Annotated in this window: 18 protein-coding genes; 5 read left to right on the plus strand and 13 right to left on the minus strand. The window is 41.5% G+C overall.

Going from position 1 to position 21,085, the window contains the following annotated elements:
* From QKW49_RS09510 to QKW49_RS09520, 3 genes are all read right to left on the minus strand, one after another.
* Positions 1 to 1,206 (minus strand): Tm-1-like ATP-binding domain-containing protein, encoded by a 1,206-nt coding sequence (locus QKW49_RS09510; protein ID WP_282867312.1) that lies wholly within the window; start codon positions 1,204 to 1,206, stop codon positions 1 to 3.
* A gap of 1 nt (position 1,207) precedes the next feature.
* Positions 1,208 to 2,035, minus strand: a complete 828-nt coding sequence (locus tag QKW49_RS09515; RefSeq protein WP_282867313.1) for a phosphoenolpyruvate hydrolase family protein — start codon at positions 2,033 to 2,035, stop codon at positions 1,208 to 1,210.
* Positions 2,036 to 2,099: 64 nt separating this feature from the next.
* Positions 2,100 to 2,939, minus strand: coding sequence for a phosphoenolpyruvate hydrolase family protein (locus QKW49_RS09520; RefSeq protein ID WP_282867314.1), 840 nt, complete (start codon positions 2,937 to 2,939; stop codon positions 2,100 to 2,102).
* Positions 2,940 to 3,353: 414 nt separating this feature from the next.
* Between QKW49_RS09520 and QKW49_RS09525 the strand changes: the two genes are divergently transcribed.
* Positions 3,354 to 4,643, plus strand: a complete 1,290-nt coding sequence (locus tag QKW49_RS09525) for an IS110 family transposase (protein ID WP_282866218.1) — start codon at positions 3,354 to 3,356, stop codon at positions 4,641 to 4,643.
* A gap of 181 nt (positions 4,644 to 4,824) precedes the next feature.
* On the opposite strand, the gene QKW49_RS09530 is transcribed toward QKW49_RS09525, so the two are convergent.
* The 6 genes from QKW49_RS09530 to QKW49_RS09555 form a co-directional block, all read right to left on the minus strand.
* Complete coding sequence (locus QKW49_RS09530) at positions 4,825 to 5,541, minus strand: ABC transporter ATP-binding protein (protein ID WP_282867315.1); 717 nt, start codon at positions 5,539 to 5,541, stop codon at positions 4,825 to 4,827.
* On the minus strand, positions 5,534 to 7,336 hold the full coding sequence (locus tag QKW49_RS09535; protein WP_282867316.1) for a branched-chain amino acid ABC transporter ATP-binding protein/permease: 1,803 nt from the start codon (positions 7,334 to 7,336) through the stop codon (positions 5,534 to 5,536). The genes QKW49_RS09530 and QKW49_RS09535 overlap by 8 nt, the downstream gene beginning before the upstream one ends.
* A 4-nt stretch (positions 7,337 to 7,340) precedes the next feature.
* Positions 7,341 to 8,225: a branched-chain amino acid ABC transporter permease gene (locus QKW49_RS09540; RefSeq protein ID WP_282867317.1), complete on the minus strand. Its 885-nt coding sequence runs from the start codon at positions 8,223 to 8,225 to the stop codon at positions 7,341 to 7,343.
* A gap of 82 nt (positions 8,226 to 8,307) precedes the next feature.
* Positions 8,308 to 9,663, minus strand: a complete 1,356-nt coding sequence (locus QKW49_RS09545) for an ABC transporter substrate-binding protein (protein WP_282867318.1) — start codon at positions 9,661 to 9,663, stop codon at positions 8,308 to 8,310.
* 51 nt (positions 9,664 to 9,714) lie between these two features.
* Positions 9,715 to 11,157 carry a lyase family protein gene (locus QKW49_RS09550; protein WP_282867319.1) on the minus strand — a complete coding sequence of 481 codons (1,443 nt, stop codon included), beginning with the start codon at positions 11,155 to 11,157 and terminating at the stop codon, positions 9,715 to 9,717.
* Positions 11,157 to 12,755 (minus strand): argininosuccinate lyase, encoded by a 1,599-nt coding sequence (locus QKW49_RS09555; RefSeq protein WP_282867320.1) that lies wholly within the window; start codon positions 12,753 to 12,755, stop codon positions 11,157 to 11,159. Before QKW49_RS09555 ends, QKW49_RS09550 begins: the two co-directional genes overlap by 1 nt.
* Before the next feature lie 505 nt (positions 12,756 to 13,260).
* On the opposite strand from QKW49_RS09555, the gene QKW49_RS09560 reads away from it, so the two are divergent.
* On the plus strand, positions 13,261 to 14,160 hold the full coding sequence (locus QKW49_RS09560) for a LysR family transcriptional regulator (RefSeq protein ID WP_282867321.1): 900 nt from the start codon (positions 13,261 to 13,263) through the stop codon (positions 14,158 to 14,160).
* 232 nt (positions 14,161 to 14,392) lie between these two features.
* Here QKW49_RS09560 and QKW49_RS09565 read toward each other — a convergent pair whose 3' ends face one another.
* From QKW49_RS09565 to QKW49_RS09575, 3 genes are all read right to left on the minus strand, one after another.
* Positions 14,393 to 14,563, minus strand: coding sequence for a hypothetical protein (locus QKW49_RS09565; RefSeq protein ID WP_282867322.1), 171 nt, complete (start codon positions 14,561 to 14,563; stop codon positions 14,393 to 14,395).
* 165 nt (positions 14,564 to 14,728) lie between these two features.
* Positions 14,729 to 15,238: a DUF6591 domain-containing protein gene (locus QKW49_RS09570; RefSeq protein ID WP_282867323.1), complete on the minus strand. Its 510-nt coding sequence runs from the start codon at positions 15,236 to 15,238 to the stop codon at positions 14,729 to 14,731.
* A gap of 26 nt (positions 15,239 to 15,264) precedes the next feature.
* The gene (locus QKW49_RS09575) at positions 15,265 to 15,669 is read right to left on the minus strand and encodes a hypothetical protein (RefSeq protein WP_282867324.1); all 405 of its coding nucleotides are present in this window, start codon (positions 15,667 to 15,669) and stop codon (positions 15,265 to 15,267) included.
* A 365-nt stretch (positions 15,670 to 16,034) separates the two neighbouring features.
* On the opposite strand from QKW49_RS09575, the gene QKW49_RS09580 reads away from it, so the two are divergent.
* Positions 16,035 to 17,426, plus strand: a complete 1,392-nt coding sequence (locus QKW49_RS09580; protein ID WP_282867325.1) for an extracellular solute-binding protein — start codon at positions 16,035 to 16,037, stop codon at positions 17,424 to 17,426.
* Positions 17,427 to 17,451: 25 nt separating this feature from the next.
* A complete protein-coding gene (locus QKW49_RS09585) occupies positions 17,452 to 19,089 on the plus strand; it encodes a LuxR C-terminal-related transcriptional regulator (protein WP_282867326.1) in 1,638 nt (545 codons plus the stop codon).
* Position 19,090: 1 nt separating this feature from the next.
* On the opposite strand, the gene QKW49_RS09590 is transcribed toward QKW49_RS09585, so the two are convergent.
* Positions 19,091 to 19,981: a DMT family transporter gene (locus tag QKW49_RS09590; RefSeq protein WP_282867327.1), complete on the minus strand. Its 891-nt coding sequence runs from the start codon at positions 19,979 to 19,981 to the stop codon at positions 19,091 to 19,093.
* A 272-nt stretch (positions 19,982 to 20,253) separates the two neighbouring features.
* On the opposite strand from QKW49_RS09590, the gene QKW49_RS09595 reads away from it, so the two are divergent.
* On the plus strand, positions 20,254 to 20,964 hold the full coding sequence (locus QKW49_RS09595; RefSeq protein WP_282867328.1) for a FadR/GntR family transcriptional regulator: 711 nt from the start codon (positions 20,254 to 20,256) through the stop codon (positions 20,962 to 20,964).
* Positions 20,965 to 21,085: the final 121 nt, after the last annotated feature.

Genomic DNA, 21,085 nt, shown 5'->3' on the forward strand with positions numbered 1-21,085 from the left:
TTATTCTCCTTTCAGAAGCTTCACAAGCACCTCAACTACTGCAACTGCGAAAGATTCATCATTGATATTGGCATTGACCCTGACGATGGGTATATCGGGTGCATTCTCTGTCATACCTTCTATAAAAGCCTTCCTGGCTTCAGGCTGATAGAAGGCTTTGCCCTCACAATCCCACATGGAGAAACCATCCATAGGAATGATTACCATTGCAGGTCCTTTTGCCTCGCTTAGCTGCTTTCCAAGAACCGCGCCAAGACGCCTCTGTTCATCAATCGTGGTCCTAATAAGAGTCGTAGTGGGAGAATGTATAACATAAGGACGGTCCTTAAGTTCTTCAGGCCTCATCTCAGCAGGAGTAAAGTGTAAAATCATATCCATTGCGCCGGCTGATGTCATAAGAGGTATGCCAGCCTCCCGGACGACCTTTAGCCTATCAAAGTTATCCTCACCCACAGGATAGACCATGTTCTCCGTTATCTCATTGGGCGTAATGTCGAGCATTGCTTCAACAAGACCGGATTCTACCATACTCTTGACTACGGACGTACGCCTGTGAAGCACGATAACTTCTTTGCCAATATCCAGTAATTTTTGTCTAATTTTCATAACACCGGGGGTTGTAACACCCAGACAGGTTATAACAATGCTTTTCCTGTGGGTATCAACTGCAGGCTTGATGCGCACCATACCTGTAATCACACCTGCAGCGTGCTGAATATAGGTTCGGGTAATGCTATTCAAGCCAACAAGGTCTACCATGGTTCGGACGATGACCATATCTGTGAATTGGAAAAGCGGGTTAGTATTGGTAAGAGTAGTAACAAGCACCTTCGGCACACCGAATGGTAAAGACTTCATGATGGTATTACCGATACTGGTACCGGAGCCTCCTCCCATCGCGATAATACCGTCAAATTCGCCTCTGGCGTAGAGCTCGCGAGTAATCAATGTGCCCCCTTCGATAACCGCATTGATGGCTTCTCCGCGTTTATTTCCGGAACGCAATTCATCCAAAGAGCAACCCGACTTTTCGACCACCTCTTCCCTCTTAATATCACCCTCAAACAACGGAGTACCCATAATGCCAAGATCCATGACGATGCAGTCGCATCCCCGTCTGATGATCTCATTCCGCAAAAATGCGAATTCTTCGCCTTTTGTGTCGAGCGTTCCAATAACCAAAACACGTGGTTTACTTTTTTCCACTTTACATCCTCCTCAATGGAACACTTTTGAATGCCTTTACCGCACCCATAACGGCATTTTCAACCGGCGTCCTTTCAACACTCGAAGCACCTATATATCCCTGTGCATCGGTATAGCGGTAGATATCCAGCACCGATTCAGGATCCTTGAAGGGGCCGCCGTGAGCAAGGCACAAAACATCAGGGTTTACCGACTTAGCCGTTGCAATCAACGAATTTATGATCTTTACACAATCTTCCACGGACTTATGAGGAATTGCTGTAAGACCACCACCAGTACCTCCCACATGCGGAATGATACAATGGGAGCCTGCCTTAGTCATGGCGACAGTCTCTTCTTTCGTCCAGGTATAAGCCATGCAGTACATGCCCATATCCTTTGCCATCTCGGTAAGCAGGATTTCCCTGTCAAACCCATGGCCAATCGCAGTACGAATTTTGACATATTCGCCGCCATAGATGCCGATCATAGGATTATGAATGATCCCGGATACACCAACCGCCTGAAACTTCTTAAGCAGCTTATGCAAATCCCAGTTGAATATGTCGTTTGCATCCACGCCGACAATAATAGGAGTATCATCAACAACCGCCCATAATTCTTCATGCATATTATAAGTTACCGTATTCGCATCGCCAATCAGGCGGGTACCCTGCCCCATCACGCGGCTTCTACCCGTACTGTACAGAACAATAAAGTCTGCACCGCCTGCTTCAGATGCCTTACCAACAAGTCCGGAGCTTGCACTCACACCAATGACGGGGTGTCTGCTTTGAATCGTATTCCGAACACGTGTATTGATTTCTTCCACACTAAAAGTACGTCCCATTATGTTCCCTCCTATATTCCTTATTTATATTTAAATATGTGAAAAACTCTGTCTATCCAAACAATCATTTTATCCGAAGCTCTTCAAATACGGGGGCCTTATACTCTTCAACAATCTTCTTGACACCGATTTCTATGGGAATTCTGTCAATTGCGGAACAGCCATAAAAGCCATCCGCCTTGGACTTTTCATAAAGAACCGCAGTAGCTTCGGGGCAATTAAACGGCCCTCCATGCCCAAGACATAGGACATCCGGCCTTTTTTCCTTAGCAGCATCAATAATGGGATTGATCTTAGCAAGCGCCTCTTCATATGACCGGTAGGGATAACCCCCCATTCCGCCATACGTATCACCGCAGGTTGCGATAATCATATCTGCCCCAACCTCAATCATTGAGCAGGCATCAGCGGGATAGTAAACGATCGCAGCAGTAAACAGCCCTTTTGCATGAGCGGTGTTAATAAGGTTTACTTCTTGATTAAATCCATGCTTCGTCTTTGTCGCACGCGTTCTGAACGCATCCCCATACCTCTGTACCGGTGGGAAGTTCGCGATACCGGATACACCGGCTGCAATAAACCTATCAATCAAACGGTTGTGATCAAGACTCTCAATATCGTTAGGATCAAGACCTGCAATAAGCGGAACGTTATGTACAACCTGCCAGAAGGTTTCGTGCATTTTCATAGATCTGTCACCATGGAAGTCTTCGATTACTCTAGTCGGGAACCCCATGCTCCTGCTGATCCCCATGGTGGAATAGATGATTAGATCTGCTCCGCCAAGGGCGGAGCATTTAGCAGCGATGCCGTTGCAAGGTCCCGCAGCAATAATAGGAAAATTGCTTCTAACCGTCGCTTTCAAACGTTCAATAATTTCGAGACGAGAAAATACTTTACCCATAAATACTCCTCCTAGTACAATATAGTTGTAATCAATCAGCAACACTTTAGTTGCTGGAATTACCAAATCTTAATACTTAACATAACTTTGAACATATCGTATCTAAACCTTAAGCAAATCAATAGGCTTCTCACCTTAGCCTACTGCCAGTATTTGGCTGGCCTGTACCTTGACAATCATGTATAATGCTTTTCGGACTCGGAGGGTTGATGGAATTCCTCCTGGGACGGCTCCTCATGGAGACGACTACCCGTAATTAAGACTGTCTATCCATTCCGGTAAGTTTACATGATTTGGCTGGTTGAGGCCGGCTTTTTAGCTGGTTCCTCGTGTCACATGCTAGGTTGCATACTTACAGGAGTAGGAATGGATGCTCCATTGTCCACAATACAAAAAAATGAAGGAGGCTTTTTTATGAACCAGGTTCCTGTTACCGGGATCGATGTGGGTAAGCGGTTCTCAGAGATGGCAATTCTCTCACCTTCAAATCAGGTGTATGCCCGCATCCGGATTAACCATGATGCCTATTCCAACTTTGACAGAGCCTTTGAGCTCCTTAGAAAAGCAGAAAAGGAGTTTGAAGCAAAGCCTGTCGTCATCATGGAATCCACCGGCCATTACCACAAAATCCTTTTCCAAACCCTCACGAAGAATGGATATGAGGTTTGCGTCATAAACCCCATCCAATCTGATTCTATCAAAAATATTCGGGTTAGGAAAGTAAAAAATGATAAAGTGGATGCTAAGAGGATTGCCTTACTGTACCGTTTCGGACAGCTTAAAACCACCAATATTCCTCACGAAGACATAGATTGCCTAAGAAGCCTTTGCCGCCACTACTACAAGCTTTCTGACCAGCTTACTGCCTATAAGAACAGGCTCTTGGGTATTGTTGACCAGCTTTTCTTAAGCTTTACCGAAGTCTTCAAGGATGTTTCCTCCTGCACTGCACTAGCGATTCTTGAAAAATATCCTACACCTGAGGATATCCTCAAAGCCGATAGACAGAAATTGATTTCTCTTATACAAAAGACCGCCAGGAAAAACATTAAATGGGCTACAGGTAAATACGAATCACTTTGTTCCAAGGCCAGCAACTTCAAGCCTTTGAGCATTAATTCCATTGCCAATGCTGCAATGCTTAAAGCCAATATTGTCATGATTAAAACCTTGATGCAATCTCTGGATGCAGCCGTTGAAGCTATCCACGAGCTTTTGGACAAGGATGCTTCAAAGGATATGCCGGTTCTATCTTTGACGATCGAACTACTGTGCTCCATCCCCGGTATCGGACTACTGACTGCAGCTACTATTATAGCTGAAATCGGAGATTTTAGTGCTTTCTCCAAGCCGGACAAGCTGGTTGCTTACTTCGGTGTAGACCCCTCTGTTACTCAATCAGGTCAATTTGAAGGTACTGAAAACAAGATGTCCAAACGGGGTCCTAGATTGCTTAGACGAGTAGTTTTCACGACCGCTCTGGCTAATGTACGTAAGAAACGTAATGGCCAGGAACACAATCCGGTATTGTATGAATACTACCGAAAAAAATGCCTAAGTAAGCCTAAAAAAGTAGCACTAGGTGCAGTAATGCATAAGCTGGTTTCAATCATCTTTGCTGTTCTCAGAGATAGAAAACCATTTGTTTTAAGAATGCCTGAAGAACATGCAAAAATGCTTATAGCAAAGAATTCAGCGGCTTAATACATACATGCTCAATGTTTAGTTTTCAATGTCCAGAGACCGGCTATTTTATGTTTACCAAAAGTAGGTGGTTTTGTTGTCATGCCTATATTCAAGGCACTTGCTTTAAAATATTTTTAAAGAAAATTTCTTAAAACCTATTGACAACAATTAGCTGGTCTTTATTTAAACCAAAGTATTATTACAAGCCTAAATATGCACAACGAACATGATCATCATTGAGCAAATCAGCGCTTAAACCCTCCTTGGTCATTATGCCGTTTTCAATAACACAGGCGCGCTCTGCTACGCGCAAGCATTGTTGAATATGTTGCTCAACCAAAATGATTGTAACACCTTCCCTGTTGATCTTGCGGACAGCTTCAAATACCTCACTTGTGATTTTTGGAGCAAGCCCCCACGATGGTTCATCAAGAATCAATAGTTTCGGACAACTCATAAGTCCACGTCCGATAGCCACCATTTGCTGTTCACCGCCGGACAGCGTCCCGGCAAACTGTTTCTTTCTTTCCGCAAGCCTTGGAAAAATCTCACATACGAATTCGAGAGATTCTTTTAGCTTAGCTCTGGCACCCGGAAGCGTTGCGCCCATTTGAAGGTTTTCAAGCACCGTAAGGCTGCTGAAAATAAGACGTCCTTCAGGAATCTGAACAAGTCCTCTCTCTACACGCTCGTTTGGCTTAAGTGCATCAATCCTTTCGCCGTTGAATGTCACTGCACCGCTTCTTCCTGGAACAACACCGCAAATAGCATTGATAATTGAACTTTTACCCGCACCGTTTGAGCCGATGAAGGCCATGATTTCACCTTCCTGAACGGATAAGTTCACATCGTGCACAACATTAAGAGGTCCATAACTAACAGATAGGTTTTTGATATCTAATATTACTTTAACCATTATACTTTTCCCCCAGATATACTTCTATTACCTTCTCATTGGACGTTACTTCCTTTGGTGTACCCTCACTGATCTTCACACCATGGTCAAGAACGATAATCCGCTCACATAGCTTCATGACGGCGTGCATCACATGTTCAATGATGATTATCGTGATACCGCGCTTGGCAATACCACGCACAATCTCAATAAGATCGTTCACCTCATTCTCAGTAAGACCGGCCATAGGTTCGTCAAGCATCAGGATCTTAGGATTCATTGCGAGCGTACGCGCCATATCAAGGCGCTTCTGCTCCGCAACTGTCAAGCCGTCCGGCAATCTGTTTGCATAAACCTCAAGACCAACAATTTTTAGGATCTCATTCGTAATTTCTTTCGCCTTCTCAATGTTGGGTTGATTTTTAACCGCACCTATCATCACGTTATCGGCAATGGTCATTCTGGTGAAGGGACGAACCGACTGGAAAGTCCGTGTAAGCCCCATGCCTGCGAGTTGATGCGGACGAATATTCTTACTAAGAACCTTTTTGCTATATTTGATAGTTCCGCTATCGGCCTTAACATATCCGGTAATCGCATTAAATAGCGTCGTTTTTCCGGCGCCGTTCGGACCAATAATACCGAAAATCTGTCCCGGCATAACATCGAAGCTGACATCGTTAACCGCTTTAAGACCGCCAAATTGCATACATACGTTACGGATTTCAAGTATAGGCTTCCCACTCTTTTCACCTAAATCATGCCCGATATGCTTCGCATGTTCCAATTCTGCTTTGGTTCTGAGCGCATTGTAGGCGAAAGTCTGTATTTCTTCTTTCTTATTGTTGAGCTTGTAAAGCAGCTTGTTGAATAACGGCCACAAGCCTCCAGGACAAAACCAAACAATGACAATTAGGATGCATCCATAGATTACAATATCCAATCCGCTGGTAGCACCGCCGCCAAAGACGGAACGAAGCAGCGCATCAATAGGAACAAGCAAAATAGCACCGAGTACAGGTCCGAACATGGTTCCGATACCGCCGAGATTAGCCATAATGGTCATATCCATGCTAAGCTGCGGGTCAAACATGCCGATAGGGTCAACATATAGGATATAGTGCGCGTAGAATGAGCCGCCCATCGCCACCATAAACGTACTAATTGCCATTATTTTCAGCTTTGCAGCGAGGGTATTTACACCAAGGCTCGCAGCTGCGTCATGATCGTCACGAAGCGCAAACAGCTGGTAACCGAGCTTTGATTTGTATACACGCCAGGCTACACACAGCACAAGAGCAAGCATCCCATATGCAATATATACATAAGGCACCTTATCCTCAAAGGTCTGATAGGCAAAACCCATTTTATGGATGGGTATGCTGGTACCCATGCTTCCGCCGGTCAGTCCTCGGAAGTAAATTGCCAATAACGAAGCAACTTTTATCAGTGCATTGGTCGAAATAGCAAAGAACGCATTTCTAAGGCGAAAAAGAGGCAACCCTATAATGACGCTGAGTGCACTGACCATAGTGCCGGAAGCTATCATTGCCATCCATGGGTTTATATTAAGCCGGGTAAACAGAATGGTTCCGCAATATGCTCCAATACCGAGATACATGGCGTGTCCAAGGGAAATTTGTCCGGAGTATCCTGAAAGAATGTTCCAGCTGGTTGCCATATATGCTTTAAATGCAATAAGAAACAAAATATGCATGAAGTAACCACTGCTGCCAAATACGATAGGGCAAAGAAGCACGATGATAATAACAATAATACTGAGAATCTTGATTTTGATGTTTTCTTTATTTTTCATGCAATTACCTCCCTATACGAATAGTCTTGCGGCCAAACAAGCCTTGTGGTTTTACTACAAGCACAAAGAAAAACAAAAGAAAATACGCAACTTCTTTAAGCTGAACAGCACCAAAATAACCTACAAAGGATTCTATAAGCCCTATTACTAGGCCGGCAATCAGAGAACCGGGGAGGCTGCTATGTCCGCCAAGTACTACTGCAATAAACGCAATCGATTTCCATGTCCCGCCAACTGCAGGCGCAGTATTATAAGAGGTTGCGAGCACGGCACCTGCTGCACCAATACATGCAAATGCAAGTGCGATTGCAATACGGTACATTAGGTCTACATTCAAACCAACCAGAAGTGCGCCACGCTGCTGGTCTATAACAGCTCGAATACCTTTTCCTTTGAAGGAGTACTGCAGGAATGTAAATAAAATAACCATCAGAAAGACTGCAATGATGAAACCAAGCAAGTCAGACATATTAATGTTAAGCTGGCCAATGCGGATAACAGATCTAATTGCAGTCATTGGAATGTATCTAGGGTCGGTGGAAAAGAAAAACTGACACAGATTTTGCAAAACCATTGAAACACCGGCCGTTGTAAATATTTGAACAAATCCGCTTTTTTTAGTCAGGTGCTTGAACATAATCCCATACATCAGCAACCCGAAAATGAAAAAAATCGGAATAATGAAAATCGTGCTGACAAATGGATGGATATTGTAAAGCATATACATAAAATAAGCTGAATACATACCCAGTACAACAAATTCGCCATGGGCAAAGTTCAAAACTCTAGCAACTCCGTATGTTATGGTAAGTCCGATAGCAAGGAGACCATAAACGCCTCCTCTCAATATACCATTTATCAATAGTTGGAATATTGTCATAATTGACATTTTTCAGCATCCTCCATCCTGATAAATACCGGCCTGGCAAAACCAGGCCAGTAGCATAAATTTGTTGATTCCACAATTGTCCTTATCGGCGCTCATCCCAGCTGGGCAGCGGAATTTTTATTTTAATACCTTCACTCTCAATAGGATAGACTTGCCAAAGTTCTTTATTTTGCCACTGTGAAATAATCAGATTGTTGGCACAAATGTTCTGGCCCGGCAGTTTAGAACCGGGTCCGGCAAACTTAGCACCCCAACCGTTAACCATAGTGCCGGATTCAATATCTATGGACAAAGCCGATTCTACCAAGCTGTCCGGATTATTCATGTCTTTCGCAGCATTCAGGATCTCGCCAAGAACAAGCGTGCCTTGGCAAACCTGTGCTGTCATATGTACATACACCGGATCCTGCCCATAGGTGTTATGATATCTCTCAAAGAAAGACTGCAATCCTGGTGCGGTACTGGGCGGGCTGCTCTTAATGGTATAATTTGTGCAGTAGAGATATTCAGCCAAATCGTTAAAACGGTTATAGAAAGTATAACTGCCGAAACCCGCGCCATTTCCCAGTAAAACCTTGCAATTGAAGCCCAGTTCATAAGCCTGACGATATAACAGCGCTGAGTCTTCCAGCGAAGAAGCACAGATAGTGGCGTCAGGTTTCGCATCTTTCAATTTCATGATCATAGATGACAGGTCGGTTACGTCAGGAGCATACAACTCGGTATAAACCGGCTTAATGCCCTTTTCTTCCAAGCGATTCTTAACGCCATTATAGTAACTGGCACCGTAAACCGTGTCTACACCGACAAGTGCGATCTTGAGCTCATTGGGACTGTTGACGCCAAGCTCCTTGTATTTGTCAAGAATGAAATCAACTCCAAATGCACCTTCGGCACTGGCAGTCGGGTTCATACGGAACATGTACTTGAAGCCTCGCTCAAGCAGAGAGTCAGCAGGAGATGCCATTTCCATGAAAAAGGTCTTGTTTTGCTCACAAAGCGCGGAAACAGCATATGAAACAGTAGAATCATAGGTACCGGTAATAACAGCAACCTTCTCAATCTGCATAAGGCGCTGCGCCTCAGAGATACCTGCATTAGCATCTTTGCCATCACAGTATATGGCTACAAGTTTTTTCCCCTGAACCCCGCCTTTCTCATTAATCATTTCGATACCGATTTCCATGCCCTTCTTGAAGTCCTGCCCTCCGGATGCTCTAGGACCGGTCATGGGCAGAATGACACCGATCTTGTATTCGCCATCGAATTTTTGAAGTTCTTCGCTTGCAACATTTGTACCACCTGTATTGTTTGTACCGGTTGTTCCACCCGCGCCGTTTGTACCACCTGTATCGTTTGTACCACTTGTGCCGCACGCTGTCATGCCGAACAGCATTGCACATACAACCATGAATGCCAATAACCTCTTTTTGATCATTGTTTTCCCTCCATTCATTTTTTTGTTCGTAATTTGATCCTACCAGGGTCTTTATTTTGCATAAAGCATCTGATCAGCTATAAGCATGTGTTGGACGGCATTTTCCACCCATGCCCTATGGCCGGCCAAAAGCTTAATTACATTGTTGAGCTGCTCTTCTATACGGTTTGGATGTGCGCTTCCTTCACTCTTAAACTTCATAATATAGGTTCTTGCATTGAGCAGAAGTACAAGGTCCTGGTGTGTAAATCCGGTTTTAATGCCATATAGGCTGATCGCTATTTCATCGAGTTTTTCAATAGACGCATCCAGAGGGGATATCTGAGAATCATTTGCCCAAGACACAAATTCAGATACAGTTTTGAATGCATCTGCATGGCTCCAGCCTCTGCTCACCATTTCATCGACCAGCGCGATGGATGTTGACCAATCGTTCAGGGCAAAATCCGACATACGGTTGGTGTATATTTCAAGTGTATCTATACTGGGTTGCATAAGTTTCAGTGCACGGATCGTTATATCTGCAGCATCACTGATTCTATTCCCTCCGTAGAACAGGTCGAGATCCCCACTATTGCCGGTCTTAAGCGCACCCATAATGCTTGCTACCCAGCCATTGCCCTGACCGCAAAATGCCCTGACCGCCTCAAAAGCGGTCGGATTTTTCTTTTGAGGCATTAGCGTTGATGATCCTGCAAGAGAGTCACTGACTTCCGCAATGCGAAACTCATAGGAACACCATTCGAAGATGTCCGCAGCGATTTTTGAAAGAGTCTGTGTAATAAGTGCAAATGCCATTGCTGTCTCAGCCGTGTAATCATCACCCACCATGCAGCAATCCATTGCGTTTACTATGATACCATCCATACCTAGCAGCCTGGCTGATTCCCGGCGGTCAATATTCCACGCAGTACCGCTTCCGGCTACTCCGCCGAGCGGACACAAATTAGTATGCTCGTAACACAGGCGCAGACGCTGCATATCGCGTTCAAAACGATAGATGAATCTCAAGTAATACTGACCAAGCGTTGTCGGCTGGGTGTGCTGAAAATGCATATATCCCGGAAGCATGATATTTCTCTCAGTGTCTGCATGTTTGCAAAGCATTTCAGCGAAATCAAGTACCCTATTGAAAACTTCTATAATGTATTCTCTGGTCTTAAGGCGGTCTGCGGTTGCAGATTTATCAAGCTGCGAACAACCAATGCGCATATAGCCGGCAGCAACAGGGCCCGCCTCTTCAGATAAAAGCTTATAAATCTGGGAGTCAAGCTTAGCATCCTTTTCTAGCTTGTCACCGTTTTTTTGGATACCATCAAGCGCATCAATCAGCTTTTCTTCGGTTGTCTTATCAAAGATCCCCTGCTTGTTCAACATCTTGACATGCGCACGGCAAACCTTTATGTACTGTTCAAAGTACTCCATTTCCTTTTCAAGTTCAGGCCTCCAGGCACACCTGTGCATTGTATCAGAACTCATTACCTCGGAACCCATTATTCTTCGTCACCTCCGGAAAGACTAATATAGTAATCCACTGCATCATTAAGCTTTTTCAGAGCATTTGCAAGCTGATATTTCTTGCCCTCCTGCCATTTTCTTCTTTCGGAAAGCCATTCATCAATTTCAGAAAGCTGCGCAGGTAAGTGAACCGGATTTGGACTGCCGGGGGTAACCCTGGTTGCCAAAAATTCCTTCGCACTCATTGCACGGGTTATAACTTCTTGCGGCACATGCAGTTCATAGCCGATTGTCTGCAGAGCCACTTCGTCCATCAACTCTGTGGTAACTTCCTGCGGTTTAATATTACGTTCAAGGCCAAGCTTTACAACACGGGCGATCACTTGATGCGCCGTACGGAAAGAAATTTTCGCTTCTTTTGAAATAACATCGGAGAGATGACTGGAAGTGGTCCAATATATATCAGCCCGCTCTCTCATGAGAGGCTCATTCAATGTCAGAGTTTCAATTATACCTTTCATAAGCTCAATTGCCAATGATGTGCTGCTCCACATTGTGTGGTTTCCATCTCCGCCGTAACTCATATCTACGTCAGTAGTGGCGGTAGGCCTGAGTACACCAAGAATTCCTGGCACCCAGCCATGTGCCAGTGAGGTCATACCCTTGAGACGTTCAAGCGCATGAGGGTTCCTTTGCTGCGGCAACACATCCGAGTATTCACAGTATTCATCTGCAATTTTAACCATACCAAACTCTTTGGAGGACCACAAATACATGTCAGAAGCAAGCCTTCCGATATGGTTCATTAGCATTGCAAGCACCGCAGCGTTTTCTTCATTATAATCTGCACATTGGGTTGCCGCATCGTGAGAATTCAGCACGAGCCCGTCATGGCCGAGCAGTTCACAGGTACGTGACCTGTTAAGCGGCCAGGAAGTACCCGCAAGCGCAACTCCCTCAAGTGCAGAACGGTTCACACGACTGAAACTCCCCTCTATCCTTTCCAGGTCACGTTCAAACATATATGCCCACCTCATAAGATAATGGGCAAAAGTCCAAGGTTGTGCATGCTGACCGTGAGTATATCCCGGCATGATCGTTTCGGCATAGCGTGGAGCAATTGTCCGAATCGTGTCAACCAGTTCAAGCAAATTTTCGTGGATTTTCAAAAGTTTATCACGAAAAATAACACGGTTAACGGCATTTGCGTGTCCAGGACGGCTTCGTCCGGTATGCATCCTTCCTCCGATTTCTTCGCCAAGCTTACTGATAAGATAACGCTCAAACTGAAGTACCATGCCGTCGAATTTCGGGTTGATTGGGAAATCATCTCCTAATGCCTGCATTTCACGAAATAACATAAGGATCTTTTTTGCATGCAAAGGCGTTATGATTCCTTGTTCGGCAATCATAACCGTATGGGACATATCCACATACAGGAACGCATACAGGCTCTGTCTCTCACGGTTTAAACGCGGCCTCATCATGTTATCAAGCAATACATCATCCATCGGCTTGCCAAGCCTAGCTACGGTAAACGGCATATTGCCTTCCGTTGCAGTATGCGTCTTGACCTTGTCGTGTCCTTCATTTGAAATTTCAAACATGTTCTGTCTCCTCCTAAACAACTTCATTTGACAAAACGTCTGGCAGCAGCTTTTTATAGACTTTTTTGTAATATACTGCCGCTTCCGTTTTGTACAATGCATAATGTTAGTTAATCAGTTATATCTATAGTTATTGCTTATACTCTGTATTTGTCATTACCTAGTCCAGGGAGAATTTCTTCTTGTCAAACGCAGCTACTGTAAATGTTATATGCCTGTGGTTTTAATATGCGTCTTGACCTTTCCGAATCCTTCATTCGGGATAATAAAGATGTGATATTTCCTTTTATTTACTTATTTTGAAAAAATATAGTATTTTTTGAACTTAGCTTTATAATATACTATCTCTTCCATTTTGTACAATACATAATCTTAATCACTTGTTTACATCTATAGTTATTGTCTATACTCTGCATTATTATTTTCTACAATCATGGAAATCTATAATAATTACCACTATAAGAAATGACTATGGATATTATTGACAGTCGTGTTTGCTACGTATATAATTGAAATATAGAGGTGGTATATAATGAAATTATTTCAGTTGCAGTATTTTTGCTCTGTATGTAAATACAAATGCGTAAGCAAAGCAGCTGAGTGCTTACATGTATCACAACCTTCAATCTCAGTAGCACTAAAGGATCTGGAGGCAGAACTTGATGTTTCGCTATTTGCGCGCAGCCGAAACAAACTCACATTGACTACTGAAGGTGAATTGTTCTATTTACACGCACAACAGATACTCTCAGATTTGGATAAGGCAATCATTGCAGTCCAAAGAATGGCTCAAAACAAGAAGAATCTAATCATAGGCGTCCCCCCTATGCTGGCATCGTTCACTGTGCATAAGTTGCTTCGCGTAAAAGAAAAGTTCGAACGTTCAAACAATAACACTACAATACAAGTGATGGAAATCGACGCTTTAAGAATCGTCAGAATGCTTGAGAATGGTGAAATTGATCTGGCAATACTTGGTCTGAGCGGAAACAATTTTCTCAATACCTGCGGACGTGAAATACTCTGGAAAACATCGCTATTGTTCTGTGCACATAAAAGCCATCCTCTTGCAAAAAAGGACTTGATAAGTATCAACGATATACATAATGAACCCCTTATAACCTCTTACAATAGGGAGGGTCTTACACATCAACTGATCTCAGATTGGTTCGGAAAATACGGCCGCACTCCAAACTTTAAATACTCATTCTCACAGACCAGCACAATGGTCAATCTGCTTTGCAATAACATCGGTGTCACTCTGATACGATCTGATATGTATATAGAAAACAGCGAACTTACTTATGTCAGCCTTAAGGATAATATACAAGTTGATGTTGGAGTAATTTGGAATATCTCCCGGCCTCTTTCAAGTTCAAGGACTAAAGTCATATCAATGCTCAAAGAATCCTTTCAAGAGGATGAAGAATAATCTGGCTTTCTTTCCTACCTCGTTACGTAGTAGTAAATGAACATAGTTATCCATAACACAGGATACATGTCAGCCACTTTAAATACCTCTTATCTCTATGAGTAGTATTTCTATCAGAAAGCATACCAGAATTTATTGACGATTACACAACGATATATTTTGAAGTGCTTACAAGTAGATATTATTATGTTGTTGTTTTGGCATATTAAATAAAAAATCCGGCTCTTTTCCCTTAAAATAATCCGGTACGGACCACTTCTTCTGCTTTCTCGCGGAAACTTACCAGCATATCTTTCGGGTCAAATTCAACATAAGATAGTACGTCCGCTACGCTGTCTCCATGAATTTCTTTTACCAGGTCATAATTGCCGTCAGGATTGATCCTGACGCTGACCAATATCATATTGATATTATGTTGTCAACAGGGATGAAAAAGATTGCGTTCATTTGCTACAGGTAAAAAAGGATGAAATCATGTAGATTAATACAGTTGAAATCCTTAATAAAAATTATGCGCAAAAACTATCGTTATACAAGTAGTCTTTGCGCTGTAATATTCTCAAACCTCCTATTGTGTAACAGTTAATGTTATCGTAGCCTCTTTTGATTCTTTATCATATGATAAAGCAATAGCGGCTTTTTCATCTAAAGAACCTTGATATACTTTCATGTCTTGATCAGTCAGTTCCATAGGCTCATTTACAAAACCCTTATCTTTTACAGCTTGGACATATTTATCGAAATCACTTTCCTCTGCTTCTTGAATAACCACCCAGGCTCCCTCTTCAGAATTCATCACGGATACTATTTTACCCTTGCTAAACTCAGGAATCAATTTTGCAGCTTTATCCTTCGGCCATTCAGTACTTCCAATAGTAACTTCTTCTCCATCTTTACCTTTAATAGTCACCTTATCACCGTCAATATCTACTTTCCCTTCATCGCCAATTACTTTATTAACAACACCTTCTGTGATCTTTTCAGATACTTTCTTCTCAAGTTTCTCCTTGACACCACATCCTACTAATGAAATAAATATTGATATAATAACTAATAATGGAATAAATCTATGTGACAAAAAACTCATCCTCTCTATGAATAACATTATTGTAATAGCTTAAATTTCCCAATTAACGGTAGCTCTTTAACCTTGCCATTCAAACCATTTATAAGACCCATCACACCCAGTACCAGGATAAAAATTGCAAATATCGGCATAAGCAGCCATCCGATAATCGGGATCATACTTAAGACGATGTTACCGGCAAAGCCCAGTATCAGCAATAGTAGTCCTTGATTAGCATGAAATCTTGCAAATTTGGATTGCGGGCAGACTATAAGAGGGAGAAAAAAGATAAGATACGCTAGTCCGGCCATCGTTTTATTCTTTGCAATATCTTCCGGATCAAAAGCCGGCACTGCATCACTAACCATTTGACTAGCGGTACTAGTTTTTTCTGCGGTAATATTAACCTCCTCATTTTTGTTTACATTGTTTTGTTCTGTCATAATAAAACCTCCTTAATATTTGTTATTTGTTAATGCCTGTTATAATTCTTTAAATACCGGATCTCGTCTTCCTAGAACTTATGTATCAATCCATTCTCGATGATATGATCCTGTTTACGTATTAAGAATCAGCATTAACCCCATTCTATGTTACCGAATGAAACTATTTTATATTTTATTGTGCTAAATGTAATCACCCTTAGGGTGATATAGGCCTAAAAAACCGGGTGATTATGGGATGATTTAATGATGATTGTAAATAACGTGAGATCATCTTTAGAATATTTTGTAATTTTATAGATTGGAAGAATATGTACTCTATGATATAATTGTACTGACATTTTCGCAGCAGTGGGAGGAGCGCTATGAGGAAACATATTTCTATAGTCTTAATTGTAATGTTACTTATAATATTAAGTGGCTGCAAAAAACTTACGGGATTAAATTCAAAAGAGCCTGTGACCCTTACTCTTTGGCATAATTATGGGGGACAGATGAAAAACACCATGGATGAGATGATTGATGAATTCAATGAAACCATAGGTGTAGAAAAAGGAATTATTATTAATGTTACTTCTATATCAGGCTCCGCAACCCTTCATGAAAAGTTGACAATGGCAGCAAATGATGACCCCGGTGCTCCGGCCCTCCCTGACATTACCACTTCCTATCCTAAAACTGCACTTATTCTTGCAGAAAAGCAACTGCTTGCGAATTTAGATGAATACTTCACCCAACAAGAACTTTCCGACTATATTCCTGAATTTCTTGAAGAAGGCAAATTAAAGAGGGATAAACTTTATGTATTTCCTATTGCAAAATCCACTGAAGTTCTGTTTGTAAATACAACCATATTTAACAGATTTGCAAAGGACACAGGTGCTAACCTTGAAGATTTGCAAACCTTCGAAGGAATCATGAACACTTCTGCCCTCTATTATGATTGGACAGATAAACAGACTCCTGCTATTCCAAATGACGGTAAAATGTTTTATGTACCCGATTCTCTTTTTAACTACTCTCAAATCGGCTATAAGCAGCTGGGATTTGATTTTATTAATAATGGACAAATAAACTTTCTAACACCGATATCTTTAAAAGTATGGAAATCTTTTTACGATTCTGCTGTTCAAGGTAGAATTGCTGTTTTTAACGGATACGCATCGGATCTCGCTAAGACCGGAGACATTGTATGTTCTACAGGTTCAACCGCCGGTGTAGTATTCTTTTCTCCCACCGTTACCTACACAGATAATACTTCTGAACCGGCAGAACTTGCCATACTGCCTTATCCGATATTTGAAGGCGGTGAACGAATCGCTGTTCAACGCGGCGCAGGTATGTGTATTGTAAAATCTACGAACGAAAAAGAGTCTTTAGCTAGTATTTTTTTAAAATGGTTTACAGCGCCCCAAAATAATCTTCGTTTTGTCTCCTCAACCGGTTATCTTCCTGTAACGAACGAAGCTTTTGGCGAGCTAATGTCCAAAGAAATTGATATTACTTTAGATGAAAATATTAAAAAGCTGCTTCATACGGCAAGACAAATGCAAATGGAATATCATTTCTATATTCCGCCGCTCTTTGACGAAGTAGACAAGCTTGAAAAAAAATATGAAAGCCACTTTAAAAAGGTAACTGCCCAATCAAAAGAAGCATATTTCAAACTATTGACAAATACTGACCCAAAGACTGCATTCGAATCAGTATCTAAAGGAAAATACGAAGATTTTATAACAGAATTATCATCCCAATAAATTTTTCAGAAGTGTGGTGTACAATGTGTCTTTTACTAACGGAATAAAAAAATTAAATAAATTTAATACGCTAAAACAAGTGTTGCAAAGATCTGGCACATTCAGCATGTCTATGCGCCTTAGGCTTTTTCTGTTTCTAATCATTCTTGTACTTACTATGCTTCTTGGTATTTTTGTCATTCTCCTCGTTACAGGAGCCTTTACTGCCGGTTTAAAAGAAAGTGAAAGCCTTATTAAAAATGAACTTCTCCATGCATCACGCAACATTTCCGTTCAGTACGGTCAACTTTCAGCGCAGGCAGTAGAATTCTCAAAAAACTTATCACAAAGTATGGAAAACACATGCCGTGAACAAGAAAAATACCCCTCTGATCTACAGAATTGTCCAGAATTATTGGAAAAGCTTATTTCCAATGAATACGAACGTGCATTGTTCTCTCTGGAGAAATCTAAGAGCAGTGGAGTCTTTATTATATTAAATGCAACCGTTAACCCGAATTTAGATAATGCTGAAAATTCCAGAGCAGGATTATATATTAAAAATATGGAGCCTAATATTCTTAGCTCTTCTACTCCAACCTTTGTTGTTTTGCGCGGCTTTCCCAGTATTAGCCGTAAAAATTCACTATCACTCCATACACAGTGGAGTATGGAGTTTGATATTAAGGAGGCCCCTTACTATCATCTTCCTGTTAAAGCGGCTAATAATCAACTGCTTAACCGACCGTTATCCCGATTATATTATTGGAGTCCGGCACTCACTCTTCCAGGTACCAGCGAAGAAGTGATGCTTTGTTCTGTCCCTCTCATTGATTCTAGTGGTAATGTTTTTGGTGTATGTGGATTCGAAATCAGCGCCATGCTTTTCAAATTGTCTAACATGCCAAATACTAATATTTATAACCGTGCATTTTGTATTCTCTCACCACTGTCAGGTGATATCTTACATATTGAGCAATCTATGTTTGCAGGAGGATATTCGGCAAAAAACAGGTCAGCGAATCGTTCTTCTCTTCAAGTAACAAAGAGTCGGGATTCTCTTTACTCATACCGTTGGGATGATGGGCTCTCATTTTTGGGGTTTCACCAACCTATACAATTATATCCTGAAGGCTCTGCATTTTCTGATGAGAAATGGATTACGGCTATTATGGTTCCGGAAGAAGACCTTATCAGGTCTATTGCCCATCTAAATATACTATTATCATCGCTATTAACGCTGATTGTTCTTGTGGGAATAATGATCTCGTATATTCTAAGCAAGGAATTTACCAAGCCAATCGCACAAGCCATTGACATCATTAAATCCCAAAATCTAAGCGGTGCGCCACGATCCAGCATCCCGGAAATAAACGATTTAATCGATTTTCTCTCAACGCATATTGAGGAATTACAGCAAAAAGCTGATCAAGAAAAAATTTCTTCTGCAATTCTTGAGGAATTCATGAATAATGCCAAAACACTTTCCCCTGCAGAACGCCTGGTCTTCAATCTCTACACACAAGGCTACGCAGCTAAAGAAATCACAGAAATACTTTGTCTCAGCATTAATACAATCAAGACACATACTAAGCGGATCTATATGAAGCTTAATGTTACTTCAAGAGAAGAGTTGCTCCTGTATGTCAATATGTTAAGAGATATTGGTAAGGAATTTGAATAAGTTACTTGCACGGATTTCTCCTCAGCCAGGTCACAAGGCCGCCGGATATCAGAATAAGTATCGCACCGACAATCCCCTTCGAGGAAAGCGTTTCTCCGAATACAATATACCCTAGCAGCATGGCAAAAAATATCTGTGACATAAATACAATCCCACCTTCTGTGGCAGAAGTGTATTTATAAGCATAGGTTGCCAAAAGCTGCGCTATCGTACTAAAAATCCCCATAATAAGTAAGTACAGCAATGCTGAAGCAGGAGGAAGCGCAGTGGTTTTTAGGCACATAATCAAACTAAAAACCATTCCTGCTTTGCAAAAATACAAGAACGTAATAGAAGTGGTTTCTGTTCTTCGCGCAATATTCATATACATCACGGCTAGCCCTGCCATGACACCTGTAATCAACCCATATATTATACCGATATTGATATTAGATAGACTCGGGGAAGTCACAAGATACACACCAAAAAAGGATAAAATGGCAAACACCCATACGAGTTTAGGTGTTTTTTCTTTAAATAACAGCATTGCAAAAATAGCACTGAATACCGGTTGAAGGCTATTTAACAATGTAGCTCGGCCTACCATGTCCGCAGAAATAGCTAAAAAGAAAAAAGTTGCAGCTGATGCACCGAATACTCCAAATATTAATAGATTCTTTCTATTATTTACGGTCTTCTCTATCTTGCCGATTTTTTGACCTATAAATACGTAAAGAAATCCAACAAAGAAGCGTGCGAATGTAATATATGGAGCAGGGACCTCAGCGGATAGACCCTTCACAAAAATACTGACCACTGCCGTAAAAATTGCAGCCATAAATATAAGAATGTTCCCCAATAGTTTCTTATCTTCAACAATTATATTTTTATATTTTAAAATAAGTGCAGTCATAATGTACTCCTATCTTGCTTGAAAAATGAATGAAAGCTTTATCCAATATGTAGATTATAGTCTGTATTCATCATAATTACAATACATTGTTAAAATAGTAACCATATCAATTCTGTTATAATCCCGAAGATACTCTAATGACTTATAATATTTTCTATTATATTAGAGTTGACAATGATCTATAATTTTTTTATAATATACTATCAAATAATGTAATACAAATATTTTCAAATTCCGGTAAGACATAAAAGATTTTCGGAAGGATTATGATTATGAAAAAAAATGCGCAGAACTGGCTGAGCCCTGTTCCCAATAAACCTCTCTCCAGGGTCGTTGTTGAAAAGATAAAAGAGGCTATGATAGACGGTGCATTAAAGCCTGGGGATGACTTGCCGTCCGAAAACGAATTGGCTGACCGCCTCGGAGTCGGAAAATCCAGCGTACGGGAAGCAGTAAAAATGCTGGAGGCCATGGGCGTTGTGGAAATCTCCAAGGGACAGAGAAGTAGAATCCGAACAAGTGTAGATGCCGATATACTGAACCCGCTTATATTTCAGTTGATTTTACAGAACAGTGATAATAATAAGAAGTTGCTGGAATTTCGGAAAATGTTCGAAACCTCTGCAAGCGTTGTTGCTATGCAGAACGCAACGGAAGAAGATATTGTGCTGCTAAAGTCGCTGAATGAGAAAATGGAAAAAGATTTTGCAGCCGGGATAACTTCACAGGATAACGATATGGCGTTCCACAGAGCATTATATAGATCAACCCACAATCCTTTTATCGTCCATATCGGCAATACGGTCATCAACCTGTTCCGTCCTTCTCTTAAGATTTCAAACCGAGATTATTCTCAGGTGGTTTTGGAAGATCATAAGAATATATTAAACGCCATCATTGCAAAAGATGAGGAAGCGTTAAAGAAAGCAATTACTCAGTCTTTAGATCGATGGGATTTGTTTGCATTAAATGCGAAAGAATAGTTAGCACAATCGTGTATGACCTGAATAATCATTTTATTCAACATTTCCGGTTTGAAGGACTGGCGCAACACACAACCCAGTCCCCTCACCGAACTAAGCGCACATATCACTTTTATTTTAT

It is taken from the genome of Petroclostridium sp. X23, from assembly GCF_030013905.1.
Lineage (GTDB): Bacteria > Bacillota > Clostridia > SK-Y3 > SK-Y3 > X23.